Annotated in this window: 2 protein-coding genes; both read right to left on the bottom strand. The window is 77.0% G+C overall.

The genetic code is table 11. The features are described from left to right. Positions 1–13,832 (bottom strand): type I polyketide synthase (locus tag AC067J_RS42905; RefSeq protein ID WP_478308293.1); only part of this gene is annotated, 13,832 nt, incomplete at its 3' end. A gap of 153 nt (positions 13,833–13,985) precedes the next feature. Further along, a partial coding sequence (locus AC067J_RS42900; RefSeq protein WP_478308291.1) for an SDR family NAD(P)-dependent oxidoreductase occupies positions 13,986–21,006 on the bottom strand: 7,021 nt, incomplete at its 5' end.

Here is a 21,006-nt window from a genome sequence, read left to right as displayed (position 1 = left end):
GACAGCGTCCGGTCCTTCGTCGCGGCCGCCAGGTTCCGGGCGGCGTCGACCTTCGCCCGGAACACCGCGGCGAACCGCTCCGGGGTCAGGGACTCGACCGTCCCGTCGTCCAGCACGCCGGCGGCGTGGACCACGGCCGTGACCGGCTCGTCCCACAGCGCCTCGGCCACGGCCTCGGCGTCGGCCACGTCGCAGGCCACCGCCCGCACCTGGGCCGGAGCCAGCTCCTCCGCGAGACCGGCGTCGCCGCCCGAGCGGGAGAGCAGGACGAGGTCACGGACGCCGTGGGCCTCGACCAGGTGCTTGGCGACCAGTCGGCCCAGGGTGCCGGTGGCACCGGTGACCACCACCGGGCCGTCACCGAACTCCACCGGCTGCGCGCCGTCGAGCCGGACCAGGCGCGGGACGGTGACGGCACCGGCCCGGACGACCGCCTGCGGCACCGGGAAGTACCCGTCCTCGGCGGCGTCCAGCAGGTGGATCCGGTCCGGGTGCTCGGCCTGCGCCGAACGGACCAGGCCCCACAGGGCGGCACCGTCCGGGTCCGTGATCTCCTCACCCGCGGCGCCGAACGTCCGCACCACCAACCGGGAATCGGACCGGGCGTCATCGGCCAGCCACGACTGCAACAGGGAGAGCAGGGCCGCGGAGCGGTCCAGGGCAGAACCCGGAGCCGTCGCGTCCACCACCAGCACCCCGGCCGGAGCCTCCGGCAGCGGAGCCCCCAGCACGAGCGGCACCAGGGCCTCCGCCGAGGCGGACACCTCCTGCGGCGTCCAGTCCACACCGAACAGCGACCGGAAGCCCGTCCGGACGGCGCTGACCTGCTCGGCGGTGACCGGGCGGAAGGCCAGCTCGTCGATCGTGAGCACCGGCGCGCCGGAGCCGTCCAGGGCGGTCAGCCGCACCGCGGCGTCGCCCACCCGGGTGAGGTGGACGCGGAGGCTGCCGGCGCCCACGGCGTGCAGCCGTGCCCCGCTGATCGCGAACGGCAGGCGGACGGTCCCGTCGAAGAGCCCGGCCGCGCCGATGGCGTGCAGGGCCGCGTCGAGCAGCGCCGGGTGCACGCCGAAGCCGTCGGGGTCCACGCCCTCCGGCCGCACCTCGGCGACCACCCGGTCGCCGTCGCGCACGGCGCCGACCAGGCCCTGGAACGTCGGGCCGTAGCCGAGGCCGGCGTCGGCCAGCCGCTCGTAGAGGCCGTCGAGCGCGACGGTTTCGCCGCCCGCCGGCGCCTCGGGGAGCGGGACCGGCGCCGCGGTGTCGGCGGGGCTGTCAGCGGTGAGGAAGCCGGTGGCGTGCGTGGTCCAGCCCTCGGCGCCGTCGGGCTGCGCGTAGACGGCCAGGGTCCGGCGTCCGTCGCCGCCCGGAGCGCCGACGGTGACGCGCAGCGCGACCCCGCCGGTGTCCGGCAGCGAGAGCGGTACCTGGAGCAGCAGTTCGTCCAGGACGGGGGCACCGGCCCGGGCGCCCGCGGCGAGCGCGACGTCGACCAGGGCGGCGCCGGGGACGACCGTGGTGCCGAAGACGGTGTGGTCGGCCAGCCAGCCGGGCGACCCGGCGGCCAGTCGCCCGGTGAACAGCAGGGCGTCGCCGTCCGGGAGCGTGACGGCCGCACCCAGCATCGGGTGGTCGGCCTCGTGCAGGCCGATGTCGGCCAGGTCGCCGACCGGGTCGATCACGTCGATCCACAGGCGCTGGTGCTGGAAGGGGTAGCTGGGCAGGTCGAGGACGGGCGCCGGGCCGGTGCCGAAGGTCGCGGCCCAGTCGACGCTCTGGCCGGCGGCGAAGAGCCGGGCCGCCGCGGTGAGCAGGGTCTCGGCCTCGTCGCGGTCGCGGCGCAGTGCCGGGACGGCGGTCAGCTCGGGGCGCAGGTCCTGGACGAGTGCGGTGAGGACGGCGTCCGGGCCGATCTCCAGGACGCGGTCGGCGTCGAGGGCGGTGACGGCCTCGGCGAAGCGGACGGGACGGCGGACCTGGTCGACCCAGTACTCGGGACTGGTCCACTGACCGGGTGTCACGGCGGTGCCGGTGACGGTGGAGACGGCGGGGGTGACCGGGTCGGCGAAGGCCAGTCCGCCGACGACCGTGCGGAACCCGTCGAGCATCGGCTCCATCAGGCGGGAGTGGAAGGCGTGGCTGGTCCGCAGGCGGTTCGTCTTCCAGCCCTGCTCGGCCGACAGTTCGGCGGCCGCCGCGATGTCCTCCTCGGGACCGGACAGCACCACGGCGTCCGGCCCGTTCACGGCCGCGAGGTCGAGGTCGGGGAACGCCTCGCGCACCTCCGCCTCGGACGCGCCGACGGCCAGCATCGCGCCACCGGCGGGGAGTTCCTGCATCAGCCGGCCGCGCGCGGCCACCAGCGCGGCCGCGTCGGCCAGGGTCAGGACCCCGGCCGCGTAGGCCGCGGTGATCTCGCCGACCGAGTGGCCGGCGACGACGTCCGGGGTGACGCCCCAGCTGCGCAGCAGCGCCAGCAGTGCCACCTCCAGCGCGAAGGTCGCGGGCTGGGCCCACTGCGTCCGCTCCAGCCGCTCCCGGTCGTCCAGCACGTCGAGCAGCGGCAGGCCGCAGGCGGCCGCCACCTCGTCGAAGGCCGCCGCGTACACCGGGAACGCCCGGTGCAGCTCCCGGCCCATGCCGGCGCGCTGGGCGCCCTGGCCGGTGAACACCACCGCGAGCCGTCCTTCGGCGGCGCGGCCGGTCGCGACCGGTTCGCCGGTGCCGGGGCTCAGCAGCACCGCGCGGTGCGGCAGTGCGGCCCGGCCGGTGAGGGCGTGTCCGAGGTCTGCGGGCCGCAGGTCCGGCCGGTCGCGGAGGAGGGCGGGTGTCCGCCCGACCAGTTCGGCCAGCGCCGCCGGGTCGTTGGCGGTCAGCACCAGCGGGACGGTGCGGGTCACCGCCGGGGCCGGCGGGACCGCCGCCGGGGCGGGGGGCTCCTCCAGGATGACGTGGGCGTTGGTGCCGCTGATGCCGAACGAGGAGACGCCGGCCCGGCGGGGGCGGCCCGCCGCCGGCCAGGGGCGGGCCTCGGTGAGCAGTTCGACGTTGCCGGCGGCCCAGTCGACCTGCGGGGTCGGTGCGTCGACGTGCAGCGTGCGGGGCATCACTCCGTGCCGCATCGCCTGGACCATCTTGATGATGCCGGCCGCGCCGGCGGCGGCCTGGGTGTGGCCGAGGTTCGACTTGATCGAGCCGAGCCAGAGCGGCTCGCCGGCACGGTCCCGCCCGTAGGTGGCGAGCAGGGCCTGGGCCTCGATCGGGTCGCCGAGCGTGGTGCCGGTGCCGTGCGCCTCGACGGCGTCGACGTCCTGCGCCGTCAGCCCGGCGTTGGCGAGCGCCTGCCGGATGACCCGCTGCTGGGAGGGGCCGTTGGGCGCGGTCAGGCCGTTGGAGGCGCCGTCCTGGTTGACGGCGGTGCCCCGCACGATCGCGAGCACCCGGTGGCCCAGGCGCTGCGCGTCGGAGAGCCGCTCGACCAGCAGCATGCCGACGCCCTCGCCCCAGCCGGTGCCGTCGGCACCCGCCGCGAAGGACTTGCAGCGGCCGTCGGCGGCCAGCCCGCGCTGCCGGGAGAACCCGACGAAGGTGTCGGGGGTGGCCATCACGGTGACGCCGCCGGCGAGCGCCAGGTCGCACTCGCCGGAGCGCAGCGCCTGGGCGGCGAGGTGCAGGGCGACCAGCGACGAGGAGCAGGCGGTGTCGACGGTGACCGCCGGGCCCTCCAGCCCGTAGGTGTAGGCGATCCGGCCGGAGGCGACGCTGCCGGAGTTGCCGGTGCCGAGGAAGCCCTCGACCTCCTCCGGCACGGTGGTCAGCCGGCCGAGGTAGTCGTGGTACATCAGGCCGACGAAGACGCCGGTCCGGGAGCCGCGCAGGCCGAGCGGGTCGACGCCGGCGTGCTCCAGGGTCTCCCAGGAGGATTCGAGCAGCAGCCGCTGCTGCGGGTCCATCGCCATGCCCTCGCGCGGGCTGATCCCGAACAGGCCGGGGTCGAAGTGCGCGGCCTCGTAGAGGAAGCCGCCCTCGCGGGCGTAGGAGGTGCCGGGGTTGTCCGGGTCCGGGTGGTAGAGCCCCTCGACGTCCCAGCCGCGGTCGGTCGGGAACAGGCCGATGCCGTCCCGGCCCTCGGCCACCAGGTTCCACAGCCCGTCGGCGTCGGTGATCCCGCCGGGGTAGCGGCAGGCCATGCCGACGATCACCACGGGGTCGTCGTCGGCCGCCGCGGCGACGGCCGCGGTCGCCACGGGCGCCGGGGCCGGGGCCGCGCCGGACAGTTCGGTGGTGAGGAACTCGGCGAGGGCGGTGGCGTTCGGGTAGTCGAAGATCAGCGTCGCGGGCAGTCGCAGCCCGGTCTCGGCGGCCAGCGCGTTGCGCAGCTCGACCGCGGTGAGCGAGTCGAAGCCGAGCTCGCGGAAGGCCCTGCCGACCGGGACGGCGTCCGGGCCGGGGTAGCCGAGCACCGTGGCGGCCTGGGTCCGCACGGTGGCCAGGGCCGCCTGGACCCGGTCGGCGTCGGCCATGCCGGCGAGGTGCCGGGCCAGCGTGCCGCCGCCGGCGGCGGCGGTGCTCGCGCCCGCGGCGGCGCGCCGCCGGGTGGCGGTCGGGACCAGGCCGTGCAGCAGCGGGGGGAGCCCCTCGACGCCGCGCAGGACGGCCAGGTCGAGCCGGAGCGGGACGGTGACGGGGCGGCCGGCGGCCACGGCGGCGTCGAAGAGCGCGAGGCCGGCCTCGGCGTCCAGTGCGCCGAAGCCGCCGCGGGCCAGCCGGCGCAGGTCGGCCTCGGACAGCGCGGCTCCCAGGCCCGCGGCCCACAGGCCCCAGGCGAGCGAGACCGCCGGGACGCCCTGTGCCCGCAGCTCGACGGCGTAGGCGTCGAGGAAGGCGTTGGCGGCGGCGTAGTTGGCCTGGCCGGCGTTGCCGAACAGGCCCGAGGCGGAGGAGTAGAGGACGAACGCCGACAGCGTCCGGTCCTGCGTCGCCGCGGCGAGGTTGCGGGCGGCGTCGACCTTCGCCCGGAAGACGGCGTCGAGCCGCTCGGGAGTCAGGTCGGTGAGCAGGCCGTCGTCGATGGCGCCGGCGGCGTGCACGACGGCGGTGACCGGCTCGTCCCGCAGTGCCGCCGCGACGGCGTCGGCGTCGAAGAGGTCGCAGGCGAGCGAGCGGACCTCGACGCCCTCGGTCCCGGCGTCCGCGCCTTCGGCGTCCTCGATCCCGATGCTCCCGCCGGAGCGGGAGAGCAGCAGCAGCCGGCGGACGCCGTGGGCCCGCACCAGGTGCCGGGCGACGAGGCCGCCGAGGGTGCCGGTGGCGCCGGTGACGACCACGACGCCGTCGCCGAACCCGGCGGTGCCCTCGGTGTGCAGGCGGGCCAGGCGCGGCACCCTGACCACGCCGTCGCGGACCAGTGCCTGCGGCAGCGGGTGGAAGGCGGCCTCGGCGGCGTCCAGCAGGTGGATCCGGTCCGGGTGTTCGGACTGGGCCGAGCGGACCAGGCCCCAGAGCGCGGCGCCGTCGGGGTCGGTGATCTCCTCGCCGACCGCGCCGAAGGTGCGCACGACCAGGCGGGAGTCGGCCCAGGAGGGGTCGGCCAGCCAGGCCTGGAGCAGTGCGAGCAGGGCGGCGGCGCGCTCCCGGGCGGTGCCGGGCGCCGTCGCGTCCACGGCCAGGACCGGCGCGGGGGCGGGCAGCGGCTCGCCGAGCGCGATCACGACCGGGGCTTCGGCCGTGGCGGCGGCCCGGGTGTCGGTCGCCGCGGCGGGTTCCTGCACGGTCCACTCGACGGTGAACAGCGAGCGGGCCGCCTCGGTCCGGCCGGCCTCGGTCTCGTCCACGGTGACCGGGCGGAAGACCAGGCCCTCGATGGTGGCCACCGGCTCGCCCGCGGCGTCGACCGCGTCGACCCGGACGGTCTCGCCGGTGGTCCGGAGCCGGGCCCTCAGCAGCCCGGCGCCCTCGGCGTGCACGGTGACGCCGGTGAAGGCGAAGGGCAGCCTGGTCCCGCCGTCGGCGTCGCTTCCGCCGCCGGTGATCAGGCCGTGCAGGACGGCGTCGAGCAGTGCGGGGTGGACGCCGAACCGGCCGGGGTCGCCGGACAGTTCGGCCTCCACGAAGAGGTCGTCGCCCTGCCGCCAGACCTCGCGCAGGCCCCGGAAGGCCGGACCGTACTCGTAGCCGTCCCCGGCCAGCCGGTCGTAGAGGTCGTCGGTGGCCAGCCGGGTCGCGCCGGCGGGCGGCCAGGCGAAGGCCTCACCGGACGGCCGGGCCGGGCTGACGAAACCGGTGGCGTGGACGGTCCAGGCCTCCTCGGTCCCGGCGACCGGCTCGCCCGGGTGGGAGTGGACGGTGACGGGGTGGCGGCCGGTGTCGTCCGGGGCGCCGACGCTGACCTGCACGGTGACGCTGTCCGCGGCGCCGAGCCGCAGCGGCCGGCGGAGCACCAGCTCCTCGACGGCCGGGGCGCCGACGACGGCGCCCGCGGCGAGGGCGAGTTCGAGCAGTGCCGTGCCCGGTACCAGGACGGTGCCCAGGATCGTGTGGTCGGCCAGCCAGGGCTGCGTGCGCAGCGAGAGGCGGCCGGTGAGGACGGTGCCGTCGCCGCCGGCCAGCGGGACGGCCGCGCCGAGCAGCGGGTGGTCGGCCGGGCCGAGGCCGAGGCTCGCCGGGTCGGTGTCGCCGCCGGTGGCGGCCTGCGGCCAGTAGCGCTGCCGCTGGAAGGCGTAGGTCGGCAGGCCGGGCAGCGGCGTGCCGGCGCCGTCGAGGACGGCCGCCCAGTCGACGTCGGTGCCCCGGGCGAACACGGTCGCGACGCCGGTGAGCAGGGTGGTGACCTCGTCGCGGTCCCGGCGCAGTGTCGGTACGGCGAGCGCGTCCGGCTCGTTGGCGCCGACCAGGGCGGTCAGCACGCCGTCCGGTCCGACCTCCAGGAAGCGGGTGACGCCCTGGGCGGTGAGCGCGCCGACCGCGTCGGCGAAGCGGACGGGGCGGCGGACCTGGTCGACCCAGTACTCGGGGTCGGTCCAGCGCAGCGGCTCGCCGGGCTCGACCGTGGAGACCGCGGCGATCTGCGGCGCGTCGAGGGAGAGCCCGCGGACGACGTCCCGGAACTCGTCGAGCATCGGCTCCATCAGGCGGGAGTGGAAGGCGTGGCTGGTGCGCAGCCGGCTGGTCTTCCAGCCGCGTGCCGCGGCCTCCCCGGCGATCCGGGTGATGTCCGCCTCGGCGCCGGAGAGCACCACCGCGCCCGGCCCGTTGACCGCGGCGAGGTCGGTGTCGGGGAAGGCCTCCCGGACGTCGGCCTCGGCGGCGCCGACGGCGAGCATCGCGCCGCCGGCCGGCAGGGCCTGCATGAGCCGGCCCCGGGCCGCGACCATCACGGCCGCGTCGGCCAGCGAGAGGACGCCGGCGGCGTGGGCGGCGGCGATCTCGCCGATCGAGTGCCCGGCGACGGCGTCGGGGGTCACGCCCCAGTGCCGGAGCAGGGCCAGCAGCGCCGTCTCGACGGCGAACAGCGCGGGCTGGGCGTAGCCGGTCCGGTCGAGCGCGTCCGGGTCGGCGAAGACGACCAGGCGCAGCGGCTCGTCGAGCAGCGGGTCGAAGTGCGCGCAGGCCTCGTCGAAGGCGGTGGCGAACACCGGGAAGGCGGCGTAGAGCTGCTCGCCCATGGCGAGGCGCTGCGCGCCCTGGCCGGTGAAGAGCAGGGCGAGCCGGCCGTCGCCGGCCTCGCCGCGGGCCGCGGTCTCCCGCCGCTTGAGGGCGCGGAGCAGCTGGGCCCGGTCGGGTGCGAGGTAGGCGGCCCGGTGGGCGAGTGCGGCGCGGCCCGCGGTGGTCCGGGCGAGGTCGGCGAGGCCGGTGTCCGGGTGGGCGGCGAGCCAGTCGCGGAGGCGTTCGGTCTGGGCGTCGAGGCCGGCCTCGGTGGCGGCGGAGACGACGACGGGCAGCACCGGCAGGGTGCCGAGGGTGCGCGGCCGCTCGTCCTCGTCCGCGGCCTCGGCGGCGGGCGGCTCCTCCAGGATGACGTGGGCGTTGGTGCCGCTGACGCCGAACGCGGACACGCCGGCCCGGCGGGGCCTCGGCCCGGCGGCCCAGGGTCGGGCCTCGGTCAGCAGCTCGACGGCGCCGGAGCTCCAGTCGGCCTGCGGGGTCGGCTCGTCGACGTGCAGCGTCCGGGGCAGCAGCCCGTGTCGCATCGCGAGGACCATCTTGATGATGCCGGCCGCGCCGGCGGCGGACTGGGTGTGGCCGATGTTGGACTTCACCGAGCCGAGCCAGAGCGGCTCCTCGCGGTCCTGGCCGTAGGTGGCGAGCAGGGCCTGCGCCTCGATCGGGTCGCCGAGCGTGGTGCCGGTGCCGTGCGCCTCGACGGCGTCGACGTCCTGCGCGGTCAGCCCGGCGCCGGCGAGCGCGGCCCGGATCACCCGCTGCTGGGAGGGGCCGTTGGGGGCGGTGAGGCCGTTGGACGCGCCGTCCTGGTTGACCGCGCTGCCCCGGACGACGGCCAGCACCTCGCGCCCGGCCGACCTGGCCGAGGACAGCCGCTCGACGAGCAGCATGCCCACGCCCTCGGCCCAGCCGGTGCCGTCGGCGGCCGCGGCGAAGGACTTGCAGCGGCCGTCGGTGGACAGGCCGCGCTGGCGGGAGAACTCGGTGAAGGTGCCCGGGGTGGCCATCACGGTGACGCCGCCGGCGAGCGCGAGGTCGCACTCGCCGGAGCGCAGCGCCTGGGCGGCCAGGTGCAGGGCGACCAGCGAGGAGGAGCAGGCGGTGTCGACGGTGACGGCCGGGCCCTCCAGGCCGAAGGTGTAGGCGATCCGGCCGGAGGCGACGCTGCCGGCGCTGCCGGTGCCGAGGTAGCCGCTGAGGTCGTCGGCGCTCTCCTCCAGCAGGGAGACGTACCCCTGGTGGGTGGTGCCGACGAAGACGCCGACCTGCCGGCCGCGGAGCGAGAGCGGGTCGAGCCCGGCCCGTTCGAAGGTCTCCCAGGCGGTCTCCAGCAGCAGCCGCTGCTGGGGGTCCATGGCGAGGGCCTCGCGCGGGCTGATCCCGAACAGGCCGGGGTCGAAGCGGTCGGCGTCCAGGACGAAGCCGCCGTTGACGGTGTAGGAGGTGCCGGAGCGGTCGGCCCGGTCGGCGTCGGGGTCGTAGAGGCCGTCGAGGTCCCAGCCGCGGTCGGCGGGGAACGGGCCGATCGCGTCGACCTCTGCGGCGACCAGGTCCCACAGCCCGTCGGGGGTGTCGACGCCGCCGGGGAAGCGGCAGGCCATCGCGGTGAGCACGATCGGGTCGTCGTCGGCGGCGGCGGGCGCGGCCGACGGGACGACCGACACCGGGGCGGCCTCGGCGCCGGAGACCTCCTCCCGCAGGTGGCGGGCGAGGTCGAGCGGCGTCGGGTAGTCGAAGGCGAGCGTCGGGGAGAGCCGCAGCCCGGTCTCGGCGGCCAGCGCGTTGCGCAGCTCGACCGCGGTGAGCGAGTCGAAGCCCAGCTCGCGGAAGGGGCGCTTGACGGCGATCGCCTCGGCGAACGGGTAGCCCAGGACGAGCGCGGCGTGGCCGCGGACCAGGTCGACGAGCGCGGCCTCGCGCTGCGCGGGGGGCAGTTCGGCGAGCCGGGAGCGCCAGCCGGTCTCGACGACCGGTGCGTCGGCGGCCAGGGCCGTGACCTCCGGCAGGTCCTCCAGCAGCGGACGGCGGCGGGCGGCGGCGAAGGTCTCGACGAAGGACGCCCAGTCGACGTCGGCGACGGTGAGCAGCGGTGCGGGTGCTACGACGGCCCGCCGGAGCACGTCGACCGCCAGGTCCGGGGCCATCGGGGCCAGGCCCCGGCGGCTCAGCGAGGCGCCGGTGTCGCCCTCGGTGGCCATGCCGGCCTCGGCCCAGGGGCCCCAGGCGAGCGAGGTGCCGGCCAGGCCGCGGGCGCGCCGGCGCCGGGCGAGCGCGTCGAGGCCGGCGTTGGCGGCCGCGTAGGCGCCGCCCCAGCCGCTGCCCCAGGTGGCGGCGATCGAGGAGAACAGGACGAACGCGTCCAGGTCGGTGTCGCCGAGGAGTTCGTCGAGGTGCAGTGCGCCGGTGGTCTTGCCGGCGAGCGCCGACGCGAGGCCGGCGGTGTCGAGTTCGGTCAGCGGTGCGCTGTGGGCGATGCCCGCGGCGTGCACGACCGCGGTGAGCGGGGCCTGCGGGTCGGCGCCGGCCAGGTCGAGGAGGGCGGTGACGTCGCCGCGGTCGGCGAGGTCCGCGGCGACCAGCGTGACGCGGGCCCCCGTGGCGCGGATCTCGTCGGCCAGCTGCTGCGCGCCGGGTGCGTCCGGTCCGCGCCGGCCGGCCAGGACGAGGTGCGCGGCGCCCTGGGCGGCGGCCCAGCGGGCCACCCGGCCGCCGAGCGCGCCGGTGCCGCCGGTGACCAGGACGGTGCCGCGCGGCTGCCAGCCCTCGTCGGGCCCGGCCGGGGCGTGCGCGAGGCGGCGGACGAACAGGCCGGCGGGGCGGATCGCGACCTGGTCCTCGGCGTCGAGGCCGCCGGCGAGGACGGCGGCGAGCCGCTCGGCGGCGCGCGGGTCGAGGGTCTCGGGCAGGTCGAGCAGGCCGCCCCAGCGGTCCGGGTGCTCCAGGCCGACGACCCGTCCCAGGCCCCAGGTCTCGGCCTGGGCGACGCCGGCGAGGTGGTCGCCGGGGCCGGTGGCGACCGCGCCCCGGGTGAGGATCCACAGGGGGGCGGTGACGGCGGCGTCCTCGGCGGCCTGGGCGAGCGCGAGCGTTCCGGACAGCGCCGCGGGGACGCCGTCGTGGTCCGGGTCGCCCGTCTCCTCGCCCAGGGCGAGGAGCGAGACGATCCCGGCGATGCCGTCCAGGTCGCGGAGCCGGGCGGCGAGTTCGGCCCGGTCGGCGGCGGGCACGGTCACGACGTCGGCGCCGGCCCGGGCCAGGATCTCGTCGATGCCGTACGCGGCGGCCGGGGTGACCAGGACCCAGGTGCCGGTGAGCGGCCGCGCGGTCGGGTCGGGCAGTGCCGTCCAGGTCTCCTGGTAGCACCAGCCGTCGGCGGTGTCGCGCTGCTGCTTGCGGCGGCGCCAGGAGGAGAGCGCCGGGACGAGGGCACCGAGGGACTCCCGGTGGGCCTCGGCGTCGATGCGCAGTTCGTTGGCGACCACGCTGAGGTCGGCGGCGTCGATCGCGGCCCACAGGCCGTCGTCCGGGTCCGTCGTGGCGACCGCTTCGCGGGGGGTCGGACGGAGCCAGTAGCGCTGGTGGGAGAAGGGGTAGGTGGGCAGGTCGGCCGGGCGGGCGCCGGTGCCGTCGAACAGGGCCCGCCACTCGACGTGCTGGCCGTGGACGAACAGCTCGGCGACGGCGGTGAGCAGCGTGGCGGCTTCGTCGCGGTCGCGGCGCAGGGCGGCGACGGCGGTGAGCTCGGGGCCGCCCGTCCGGGCGATCAGCGCGGTGAGGACGCCGTCGGGGCCGAGTTCGAGGATCCGGTCGGCTTCGAGGGCGGTGACGGCCTCGGCGAAGCGGACGGGGCGGCGGACCTGGTCGACCCAGTACTCGGGGTCGGTCCACTGACCGGGTGTCACGGCGGTGCCGGTGACGGTGGAGACGGCGGGGACGGTCGGCTCGGTGAAGGCCAGGCCGCGCACGACGGCGCGGAAGTCCTCCAGCATCGGCTCCATCAGGCGGGAGTGGAAGGCGTGGCTGGTCCGCAGGCGGGAGGTCTTCCAACCGCGCTCGGCCGCCAGCCCGGCGGCCGCCGCGATGTCCTGCTCGGGACCGGACAGCACCACGGCGTCGGGCCCGTTCACGGCGGCGAGGTCGAGATCGGGGAACGCCCCGCGCACCTCCGCCTCGGACGCGCCGACGGCCAGCATGCCGCCACCGGCGGGGAGTTCCTGCATCAGCCGGCCGCGCGCGGCCACCAGCTTCGCCGCGTCGGCGAGGGTGAGCACCCCGGCGGCGTAGGCGGCGGTGATCTCACCGACCGAGTGACCGGCCACCACGTCCGGCGTCACACCCCACGAGCGGACCAGCGCCAGCAGCGCCACCTCCACCGCGAAGATCGCCGGCTGCGCCCAACCCGTCTGCTCCAGCCGCTCGCCGTCCTGCAGGACGTCGTGCAAGGGCAGGTCCAGCGCCGCGCACGCCTCGTCGAAGGCGGCCGCGAACACCGGGAAGGCCTCGTACAGCTCCCGGCCCATGCCGATCCGCTGCGACCCCTGACCGGTGAAGACGACGGCCAGCCGGCCCTCGGCCGCGACGCCCCGCACCACCGTGTCGCCGAGCAGGACGGCGCGCTGCTCCTGGACCGGCCGCGCGGTCAGGGCCACGCCGACGTCCAGCCGGTCCGCGGTCAGTGCCCGCACCCGCTGCACCTGGGCTTCCAGCGAGTCCGCGGAGCGCGCGGTCACCGCCAGCGGCACCACCGGCAGCACGACCGCCGGCGTACCCGGCTCCGCGGCCGGCTCCTCGGCCGGCGCGGCGGCGGGCGCCTCCTCGACGATCACGTGCGCGTTGGTCCCGCTGATGCCGAACGAGGAGACGCCGGCCCGGCGGGGGCGCTCCCCCACCGGCCAGTCGCGGGCCTCGGTCAGCAGTTCCACCGAGCCGGTCGACCAGTCGACCTGCGAGGACGGCGCGTCGACGTGCAGCGTGCCGGGGAGCGTCGAGTGACGCATCGCCTGCACCATCTTGATGATGCCCGCGACACCGGCCGCGGCCTGGGTGTGCCCGATGTTCGACTTCAGCGACCCCAGCCAGAGCGGATCGCCGTCACGGCCCTGCCCGTACGTCGCCAGCAGGGCCTGGGCCTCGATCGGGTCACCGAGCGTGGTGCCGGTGCCGTGCGCCTCCACCGCGTCGACCTCGGCCGGCGAGAGGCCGGCCGACACCAGGGCCTGCAGGATGGCGCGCTGCTGGGCGCCGCCGTTCGGCGCGGTCAGGCCGTTGGAGGCGCCGTCCTGGTTGACGGCGCTGCCCCGGACGACGGCCAGGACCGGGTGGCCCAGGCGCTGCGCGTCCGAGAGCCGCTCCACCAGGAGCATGCCGACGCCCTCGCCCCAGCCGGTGCCGTCCGCGCCCTCGGCGAAGGACTTGCACCGGCCGTCGGCGGCCAGGCCGCCCTGCTTGGCGAACTGCCCGAAGGAGTCCGGGGTCGACATGACCGCCACGCCGCCGGCGAGCGCGATCGAGCACTCCCGGCTGCGCAGGGCGCGGCAGGCCAGGTGGAGGGCGACCAGCGAGGAGGAGCAGGCGGTGTCGACGGTGACCGCCGGGCCCTCCAGGCCGAAGGTGTAGGCCAGCCGGCCGGAGAGGACCGCCGGCGCGGTGCCGGTGAGCAGGTGGCCGAGGACGCCGTCGGGCAGGTCCTCGACGTACGAGCTGTACCCCAGGTAGCTGCCGCCGACGAAGACGCCGGCCTGGGTGCCGCGCAGCGTCGCCGGGTCGATCCGGGCGTGCTCGAAGGTCTCCCACGCCACTTCGAGCAGGACCCGCTGCTGCGGGTCCATCGCCAGCGCCTCGCGCGGGCTGATCCCGAAGAACGCCGGGTCGAAGTCGCCCGCGTCGTGGAGGAAGCCTCCGGTGCGCACGTCGTCCTCGGTCGGCTCCGAGCCGAACCAGCCCTCCCAGCCCCGGTCGGTGGGGAACGCGGAGACCGCGTCCCGGCCTTCCTCGACCAGGTTCCAGAGGTCCTCGGGAGAGGAGACCCCACCGGGGTAGCGGCACCCCATCGCCACGATGGCGATCGGCTCCTGTTCCGCCGACTCCAGTTCGGTGAGGCGCCGGCGGGTCTGGGCCAGGTCCGCGCTCACCAACTTGAGGTAATCGCGAAGGGTTTCCTCAGTTGCCATTCAGCTTCACCTCTGCGGATGACCGAACGTACGTCGATTCGAGCGACGTCCGAAAATCGAAGGCCTCGAAACCAGCCCGACGCTGAGGCTAGGAGCTCCGGATATCCCCCGGAACCCCTAGCGCTCCCCTAGCTCCACCCGGGACGTTCCTGCTCAGGAACGGCCGAGCTGGGAATCGATGAACTTCAGCAGGTCGTCGTCGGAGTCCCCGGAGGGCGTCTCCGGGGCCTCCACGGGCGCCTGGGCACCCCCCGCTTCCAGCGCGGACAGCAGGGCACGGAGCTTGATCCGCAGCTTGGTGCCGGTGATCGTGTCCGGGGTGGAGGCGGCCAGCCGCTGCTCTATCCCGTCGAGTTCGTCGAGGACCGAACGGGAATTGTCCGGGACCATGTGAATGCGCAGATATGTCGCGAGAGCGGCCGGCGTGGGGTGGTCGAAGACCAGTGTCGCCGGGCACCGCAGGCCGGTCGAGGCATTCACCCGGTTGCGCAGTTCGACGGCCGTGACGGAGTCGAATCCGATTTCCCGGAAAGCGCGGTCCGCCGGAATTCCGTCGGCACGGGAAATTCCGATCACGGCCGCGATGTGGCCCCACAGCAGGTCGACCAGTTCGCGGTCGGCCTCCTCGGCCGGCAGGGCGGCCAGGCGGTCGCGCAGCGCGGCGGCCGCATCGGTGCCGGCGTCGCCGTCCCGGTCCCCGGCACGGTCCGCCGCGGGTTCCAGCTCCGCGAGGAGACGGCTGGGCCGGGCCAGGCCGAACGCCGGCAGGAACCGGGCCCAGTCGACGTCGGCGACGACCAGCGACGCCGGCGCGGTGGCGAGTTCGGCGACGGCGCGCCCGGGGTCCAGCGGCCGGATGCCGAGCCGGAGCAGCGAGCCGTCCGCCGCCGCCGTGGCGGCGATCCCGCCGCCCGCCCACGGCGACCAGGCGACGGCCGTGGCCGGCCGGCCCTGGGCGCGGCGGCGGCCCGCGAAGGCCTCCAGGAAGGCGTCGGCGGCCGCGTAGGCGGGGTGCCGCGCGGTGCCCCAGACGCCGGCCACGGAGGTGAGGACGACGAAGGCGTCGAGCGCGGCGTCGGCCAGCAGCTCGTCCAGGAGGAGTGCGCCCGTGACGCGGGCGCCCGTCACCGCCGCCGTCTCGGCCGGCGTCAGGTCGGCGACCAGGGTGTCCTGGGCGACGCCGGCCGCGTGCACGACCGCGGTGAGATCGGCGGGCAGGCCGGCGACCAGCGCGGCGACCTGCTCCCGGACGGTGAGGTCGCAGGCGACGACGCTCACCTGCGCGCCGGACTCGGCCAGTTCGGCGCGGAGCGCTTCGGCCCCGGGGGCGTCCGGGCCCCGGAGGCCGGCCAGGACGACGCCGGTCGCGCCGTTGCGGACGGCCCAGCGGGCGATGTGCCCGCCGAGTGCGCCGGTGCCGCCGGTGACCAGGACGGTGCCGCGCGGGCGCCAGCCGTCGCCGACCGCCGCCGGTGCGGGGCGCAGGCGGCGCGCCCAGGCCTGTCCGTCGCGGAGCGCGAGCTGGTCCTCGCCGTCGGCCGCGCCGAGCAGCGCGGCGAGCCCGTCGACGACGGCGGCCGCGTCGGCGGAGGCGGCGGTGTCCAGGGCGGCGGTGTCCAGGGCAGGGGTGTCCAGGGCTGCGGACGCGTCGGCGGTGAGGCCGTCGGTGTCCGTGCCGGTGGCCGGCAGGTCGATCAGGCCGCCCCAGCGCCCGGGGTGTTCGAGTGCCGCCACCCGGCCGAGGCCCCAGACCTGGGCCTGCGCGAGGCTGCGCACCGGGTCGGTGCCGACGGCGGCGGCGCCGCGGGTGAGGACCCACAGCGGGGCGGTCACGCCGTCCAGCGCCCGCAGCAGGTCGACGGTGTCCGTGAGGCCGCGGGGAACGGCCGGGTGGTCGGGGTGCGGGCGCTCGTCGAGCGCCAGCAGGGACACCACGCCGGCGATCGCGCCCGGCGGGACGGCGTCGCCCGCGCCGGCGGTCAGCACCTCCGCCCCGGCCGACGCCAGGTGCTCCGTGACGGCCCGCACCAGCGGATCGGCTCCGGCGGGTGTGACGACCAGCCAGCGGCCGGTGAGCCGGGCGCCGCCGCCGAGCGGCACGGGCGCCCAGTCCACGGTGTGGCGCAGGCCCGTGTCCCGGGTGGGGAGGGGCTCACCCGCGTGGTCCGGCGAGAGCCAGTAGCGGCGGTGCTGGAAGGGGTAGGTGGGCAGCTCGGGCAGCCGGCGGCCGTCGGTGGGCCAGGCCTGCCAGTCGACCTCGACGCCGCGGACCCAGGCCTCGCCGAGCGCGCGGATCCGCCCGGCCGGGCCGTCCTCGCCCCGGCGCAGCGTCCCCCACACCCCGGCGTCCGGTGCGCACTGCTCCAGCGCCACGGTGAGCACCGGGTGCCCGGACACCTCGGCGAACAGCCCGTAGCCGTCCGCCGCCAGCTTCCCGACGACCGGCGCGAACCGCACCTGACCGCGCAGGTTCTCCCACCAGTACGCCGCGTCCACCGGCTCGGTGACGCGCTCCCCCGTCACCGTCGAGAACCACGGGATGCGCGGCACCTCGCCCCGGACCCCGTCCACGGCGGCCAGGACGGCCTCGCGCACCGGCTCCACCTGCGGCGAGTGCGAGGCGTAGCCGACCCCGACCAGCCGGGCCCGGACCCCGCGTTCCTCGCACCACGGCACGAACGCCTCCAGCAGCGGCCGCTCACCCGCGACCACCACCTGCGACGGGGAGTTCTCGGCGGCCACCACCAGGCCGGACCACTCCGGACCGGCCAGCCAGCCGGCCACGTCCTCGGCGGAAGCGCCGATCGAGGCCATGCCGCCGTGCCCGTCCAGCTCCACCAGTGCCCCGGACCGCGCGGCGACGACGCGCGCGCCGTCCTGCACCGACAGCGCCCCGGACACCACGGCGGCCACGACCTCGCCCTGCGAGTGGCCGACCACCGCGGCGGGGACGACCCCGTACGACTCCCACCACGCGGTGAGGGCCACGCCCACGGCCCACAGCACCGGCTGCACGACCTCCACCCGCGCCAGCCAGTCGTCCGGGCCGCGCAGCACCGCCTCCACCGAGAAGCCGGTGTGCGGCCGGAGCGCCGTGTCGCACTCCCGCAGCCGGTCGGCGAACGCCGGCGAGTCCAGCAGACCCACCGTCATGCCCAGCCACTGACCGCCCTGCCCCGGGTACACGAACACCACGTCCGAGCGGCCCGCCGGCGAGCCGGACACCGGCCCGAGGCCGGCGGCGACCGCCGCCAGGCCCTCGTCGTCCCACGCCACCGCGCGGACCGGCAGGCCCGCCCTGGTCATCAGCGTCGCTCCCGCGTCGGCGAGCGAGGCGCCGGCGGCGCCCAGGTGCTCGCGGACCGCGGCGGCCTGGGCGCGGACCGCGCCCTCGTCGGCGCCGGAGAGCAGCAGCGGCACCGGCCGGGCCGGGCCGGCGGCCGGCGCGGCCTCCGGCAGCGCCGGGAGCTCGCGGGCTTCCTCAGCCTGGATGGCCTCGGGGGCCTGTTCGAGGATGACGTGCGAGTTCGTCCCGCTGACGCCGAACGCGGACACCCCGGCGCGGCGCGGCCGCCCGGTGGCCGGCCAGGGGCGGGCCTCGGTGAGCAGCTCGACGCCGCCCAGGGCCCAGTCGATGTGCGGGGACGGCTCGTCGACGTGCAGCGTCTTCGGCAGCACGCCGTGCCGCATCGCCATCACCGTCTTCATCAGGCCGGCCATGCCGGCCGCGGCCTGGGTGTGCCCGATGTTCGACTTCACCGACCCGAGCCAGAGCGGCTCACCGGCACGGCCGGCGCCGTAGGTGGCGAGCAGGGCGTTGGCCTCGATCGGGTCGCCGAGCGTGGTGCCGGTGCCGTGCGCCTCGACCGCGTCGATGTCGGCGGGTTCGAGCCGCGCGTCGGCCAGGGCCCGGAGGATGACCTTCTGCTGGGCGGGGCCGCTCGGCGCGGTCAGCCCGTTGGAGGCGCCGTCCTGGTTGACGGCGCTGCCCCGGACGACGGCCAGGACCGGGTGGCCCAGGCGCTGCGCGTCCGACAGCCGCTCGACCAGCAGCACACCCACGCCCTCGCCCCAGCCGGTGCCGTCGGCGGCGGCCGCGAAGGACTTGCAGCGGCCGTCTCCGGCCAGCCCGCCCTTGCGGCTGAACTCGACGAACGGGCCGGGTGTCGACATCACGGTGACGCCGCCCACCAGGGCCAGTTCGCACTCGCCGGCCCGCAGCGCCTGCGCGGCCAGGTGCAGCGCGACCAGCGACGAGGAGCACCCGGTGTCGACGGTCATCGCGGGGCCTTCGAGGCCGAAGGCGTACGACACGCGCCCGGACAGCACGCTGGCCGCGTTGCCGGTCCCGAGGTGGCCCTCCAGCTCGCTGGGGAAGACGCCCATCGACCACAGGTAGTCCGAGCCGTTCGTCCCGGCGAACATGCCGGTCCGGGTGCCGTGCAGGCCGAGCGGGTCCAGCCCGCCGCGTTCGAGGGCCTCCCACGCGCACTCCAGCAGCAGCCGCTGCTGCGGGTCCATCGCGACGGCCTCGCGCGGCGTGATCCCGAACAGGCGGGCGTCGAAGCCGGCGACGTCGTCGAGGAAGCCGCCCTCGCTGGTGTAGGTGGTGCCGCGCACCGCCGAGTCGGCGTTGACGAGGTCCCCGAGGTACCAGCCGCGGTCGGTGGGGAACGGCGACATCGCGTCGACGCCGTCGGTCACCAGCCGCCAGAGGTCCTCCGGTGAGCCGACGCCGCCGGGGAATCGGCAGCTCATCGCGGTGATCGCCAGGGGCTCGGCCCGGTCGGCCGTGGTCGCGTGGCCGGCCGGGACGGCGGGGGCGGGGGCGGGGGCCGCCGACCCGCCGACCCGGGCGAGCAGGTGAGCGGCGAGCGCGGCCGCGTTCGGGTGGTCGAAGACGACCGTGGCCGACAGCGGGACGCCGGTCTCGGCCCGCAGCCGGTTGCGCAGGTCGACGGCGGTGAGCGAGTCGAAGCCCAGCTCGCGGAAGGGCCGGCGGGGCGCGATCTCGTCGCCGGAGGAGTGGCCGAGCACGGCGGCTGCGCCGGCCCGGACGCATTCGAGGACGATCCGCTCCTGCTCGGCGACGGGCAGCCCGGCCAGGCGGGCGGCGAGGCCGGAGCCGTCCCCGGCGGGCTCCTCGGCCTGCGCCAGGGCGTCCCGGACGGCGGGGATGTCGCCGATCAGCGGCCGGGGGCGCTCGGCGGTGAACAGCTCGGTGAAGCGCGGCCAGTCGACGTCGGCCACGCAGACCGTCGTGTCGTCCTGGGCGACCGCGCGGCTCAGCGCCTCGACGGCGAGGTCCGGCGGCATCGCGACGATGCCGCGCCGGCGCAGCTGGGCGCCGACCTCGGCCGAGGCCATCCCGGCCTCGGCCCACGAGCCCCAGGCGATCGCGGTCATGGTGCCGCCGCGGGCCCGCCGCTGCTCGGCGAGCGCGTCCAGGGCGGCGTTGGCGGCCGCGTAGGCGGCGTGCGCCTGGCTGCCCCAGACGCCGGACATGGAGGAGAAGGTGACGAACGCGTCCACGTCGCCGACCAGGGCGTCGAGGTGGACCGCGCCGGCGACCTTCCCGGCGATCAGCCGCTCCAGCAGCGCGACGTCGGTCTCGTCGAACGGCACGTTGGCGCCCGTCCCGGCGGCGTGCACGACGGCGTCGACCCGGCCGACGTCCGCCAGCAGGGCCCCGACGGACGCCCGGTCGGCGAGGTCGCAGGCGACGATCCGCACCTCGGCGCAGGTCGCGGCCAGTTCGTCGCCCAGTTCCGCGGCGCCGGGCGCCTCCGGGCCGCGCCGGCTGGTCAGGACGATCCGCTCGGCGCCGTTGGCGGCGGCCCAGCGTGCGATCCGGGAGCCGAGCGCGCCGGTGCCGCCGGTGACCAGGACGGTGCCGCGGGGCCGCCAGCCCTCCCCGCCCCTGCGGGCCGGGGCCGGGGTGATCCGGCGGGTCCACAGCCCGTCGGGGCGGATCGCCAACTGGTCCTCGGCGCCCACGGCGCCGGCCAGGACGGCGGCGAGCAACTCCTCGGCGCGGGCGTCCGGCTCCGCGGGCAGGTCGACCAGACCGCCCCAGCGGCCGGGAAGTTCCAGCCCGGCGATCCGGCCCAGGCCCCAGACCTCGGCCTGGGCGAGGCTGTGCGGGGCGCCGCCGACGCCGACCGCGCCCCGGGTGAGGACCCAGGCGGGGGCGTCGATCCCGGCGTCGCCGAGCGCCTGGAGCAGGGTCAGCGAACCGGCGACCGCGCGGGCGACCAGGGGGTGGTCCGGCATCGGCCGCTCGTCGAGGGCGAGCAGGGACACCACTCCGGCGTACGGGCCGGCGGGCAGGGCGGCAGCCATCGCGGCCCGGTCGGCGGCGGCGTCCAGGACCACCACGTCGAGGTCCGTGGCGGCGTCGGTGCCGGTGCCGGTGCCGGGGAGGAGTCCGGTCAGCGCCGGGGTGTCGACTCCCTCGGGGCGGACCAGCAGCCACCGGCCCTGCGGCCGCGCCGGCGCGGTGGCGGGCACGGGCAGCGGGGTCCAGCCGACCGCGTACCGCCAGCCGTCGATCGTGGACGCCACCTTGCGCCGCGCCCGCCAGGACGTCAGGCCGTCGAGCACCGGCTCGACGGCGTCGGTGCTCAGGCCGAGTTCGTCGGCGAGCGACTCGGCGCCGGCCTCGACCGCGGTCCAGAACTCGGGGTCGCCGCCCTGGTCGCGGCGCTGCTCCTCGGGCGTCAGCCAGTGGCGGCGGCGCTGGAAGGGGTAGGTCGGCAGGTCGGCGAGCGGTCGCGCGTCGGCGAACCACGGCGACCAGTCGACGCGGACACCCCTGGTCCAGGCCTCGCCGAGCGCGCGGACCTGGGCGGCCGGGCCGTCCTCGTCGCGCCGCAGCGTCCCCCACACCCCGGCGTCGGGGGCGGACTGCTCCAGGGCGACGGTGAGCACGGGGTGCCCGGACACCTCGGCGAAGAGCTGGTGTCCGGTGTCGGCCAGGCCCTGGATCACCGGGGCGAAGCGGACGCGCTCGCGGAGGTTGGACCACCAGTACCCGGCGTCCACCGCCTCGGTGACCCGCTCCCCCGTCACCGTCGAGAACCACGGGATGCGCGGCACGGCGGCGCCGACCCCGTCCAGACCCGCGAGGACGGCCTCCCGCACCTGCTCGACCTGCGGCGAGTGCGAGGCGTAC

It is taken from the genome of Kitasatospora sp. NPDC042419, from assembly GCF_056437345.1.
The sequence above is the reverse complement of the archived record's forward strand: the minus strand, read 5'-3'. Positions and strand labels throughout refer to the sequence as shown.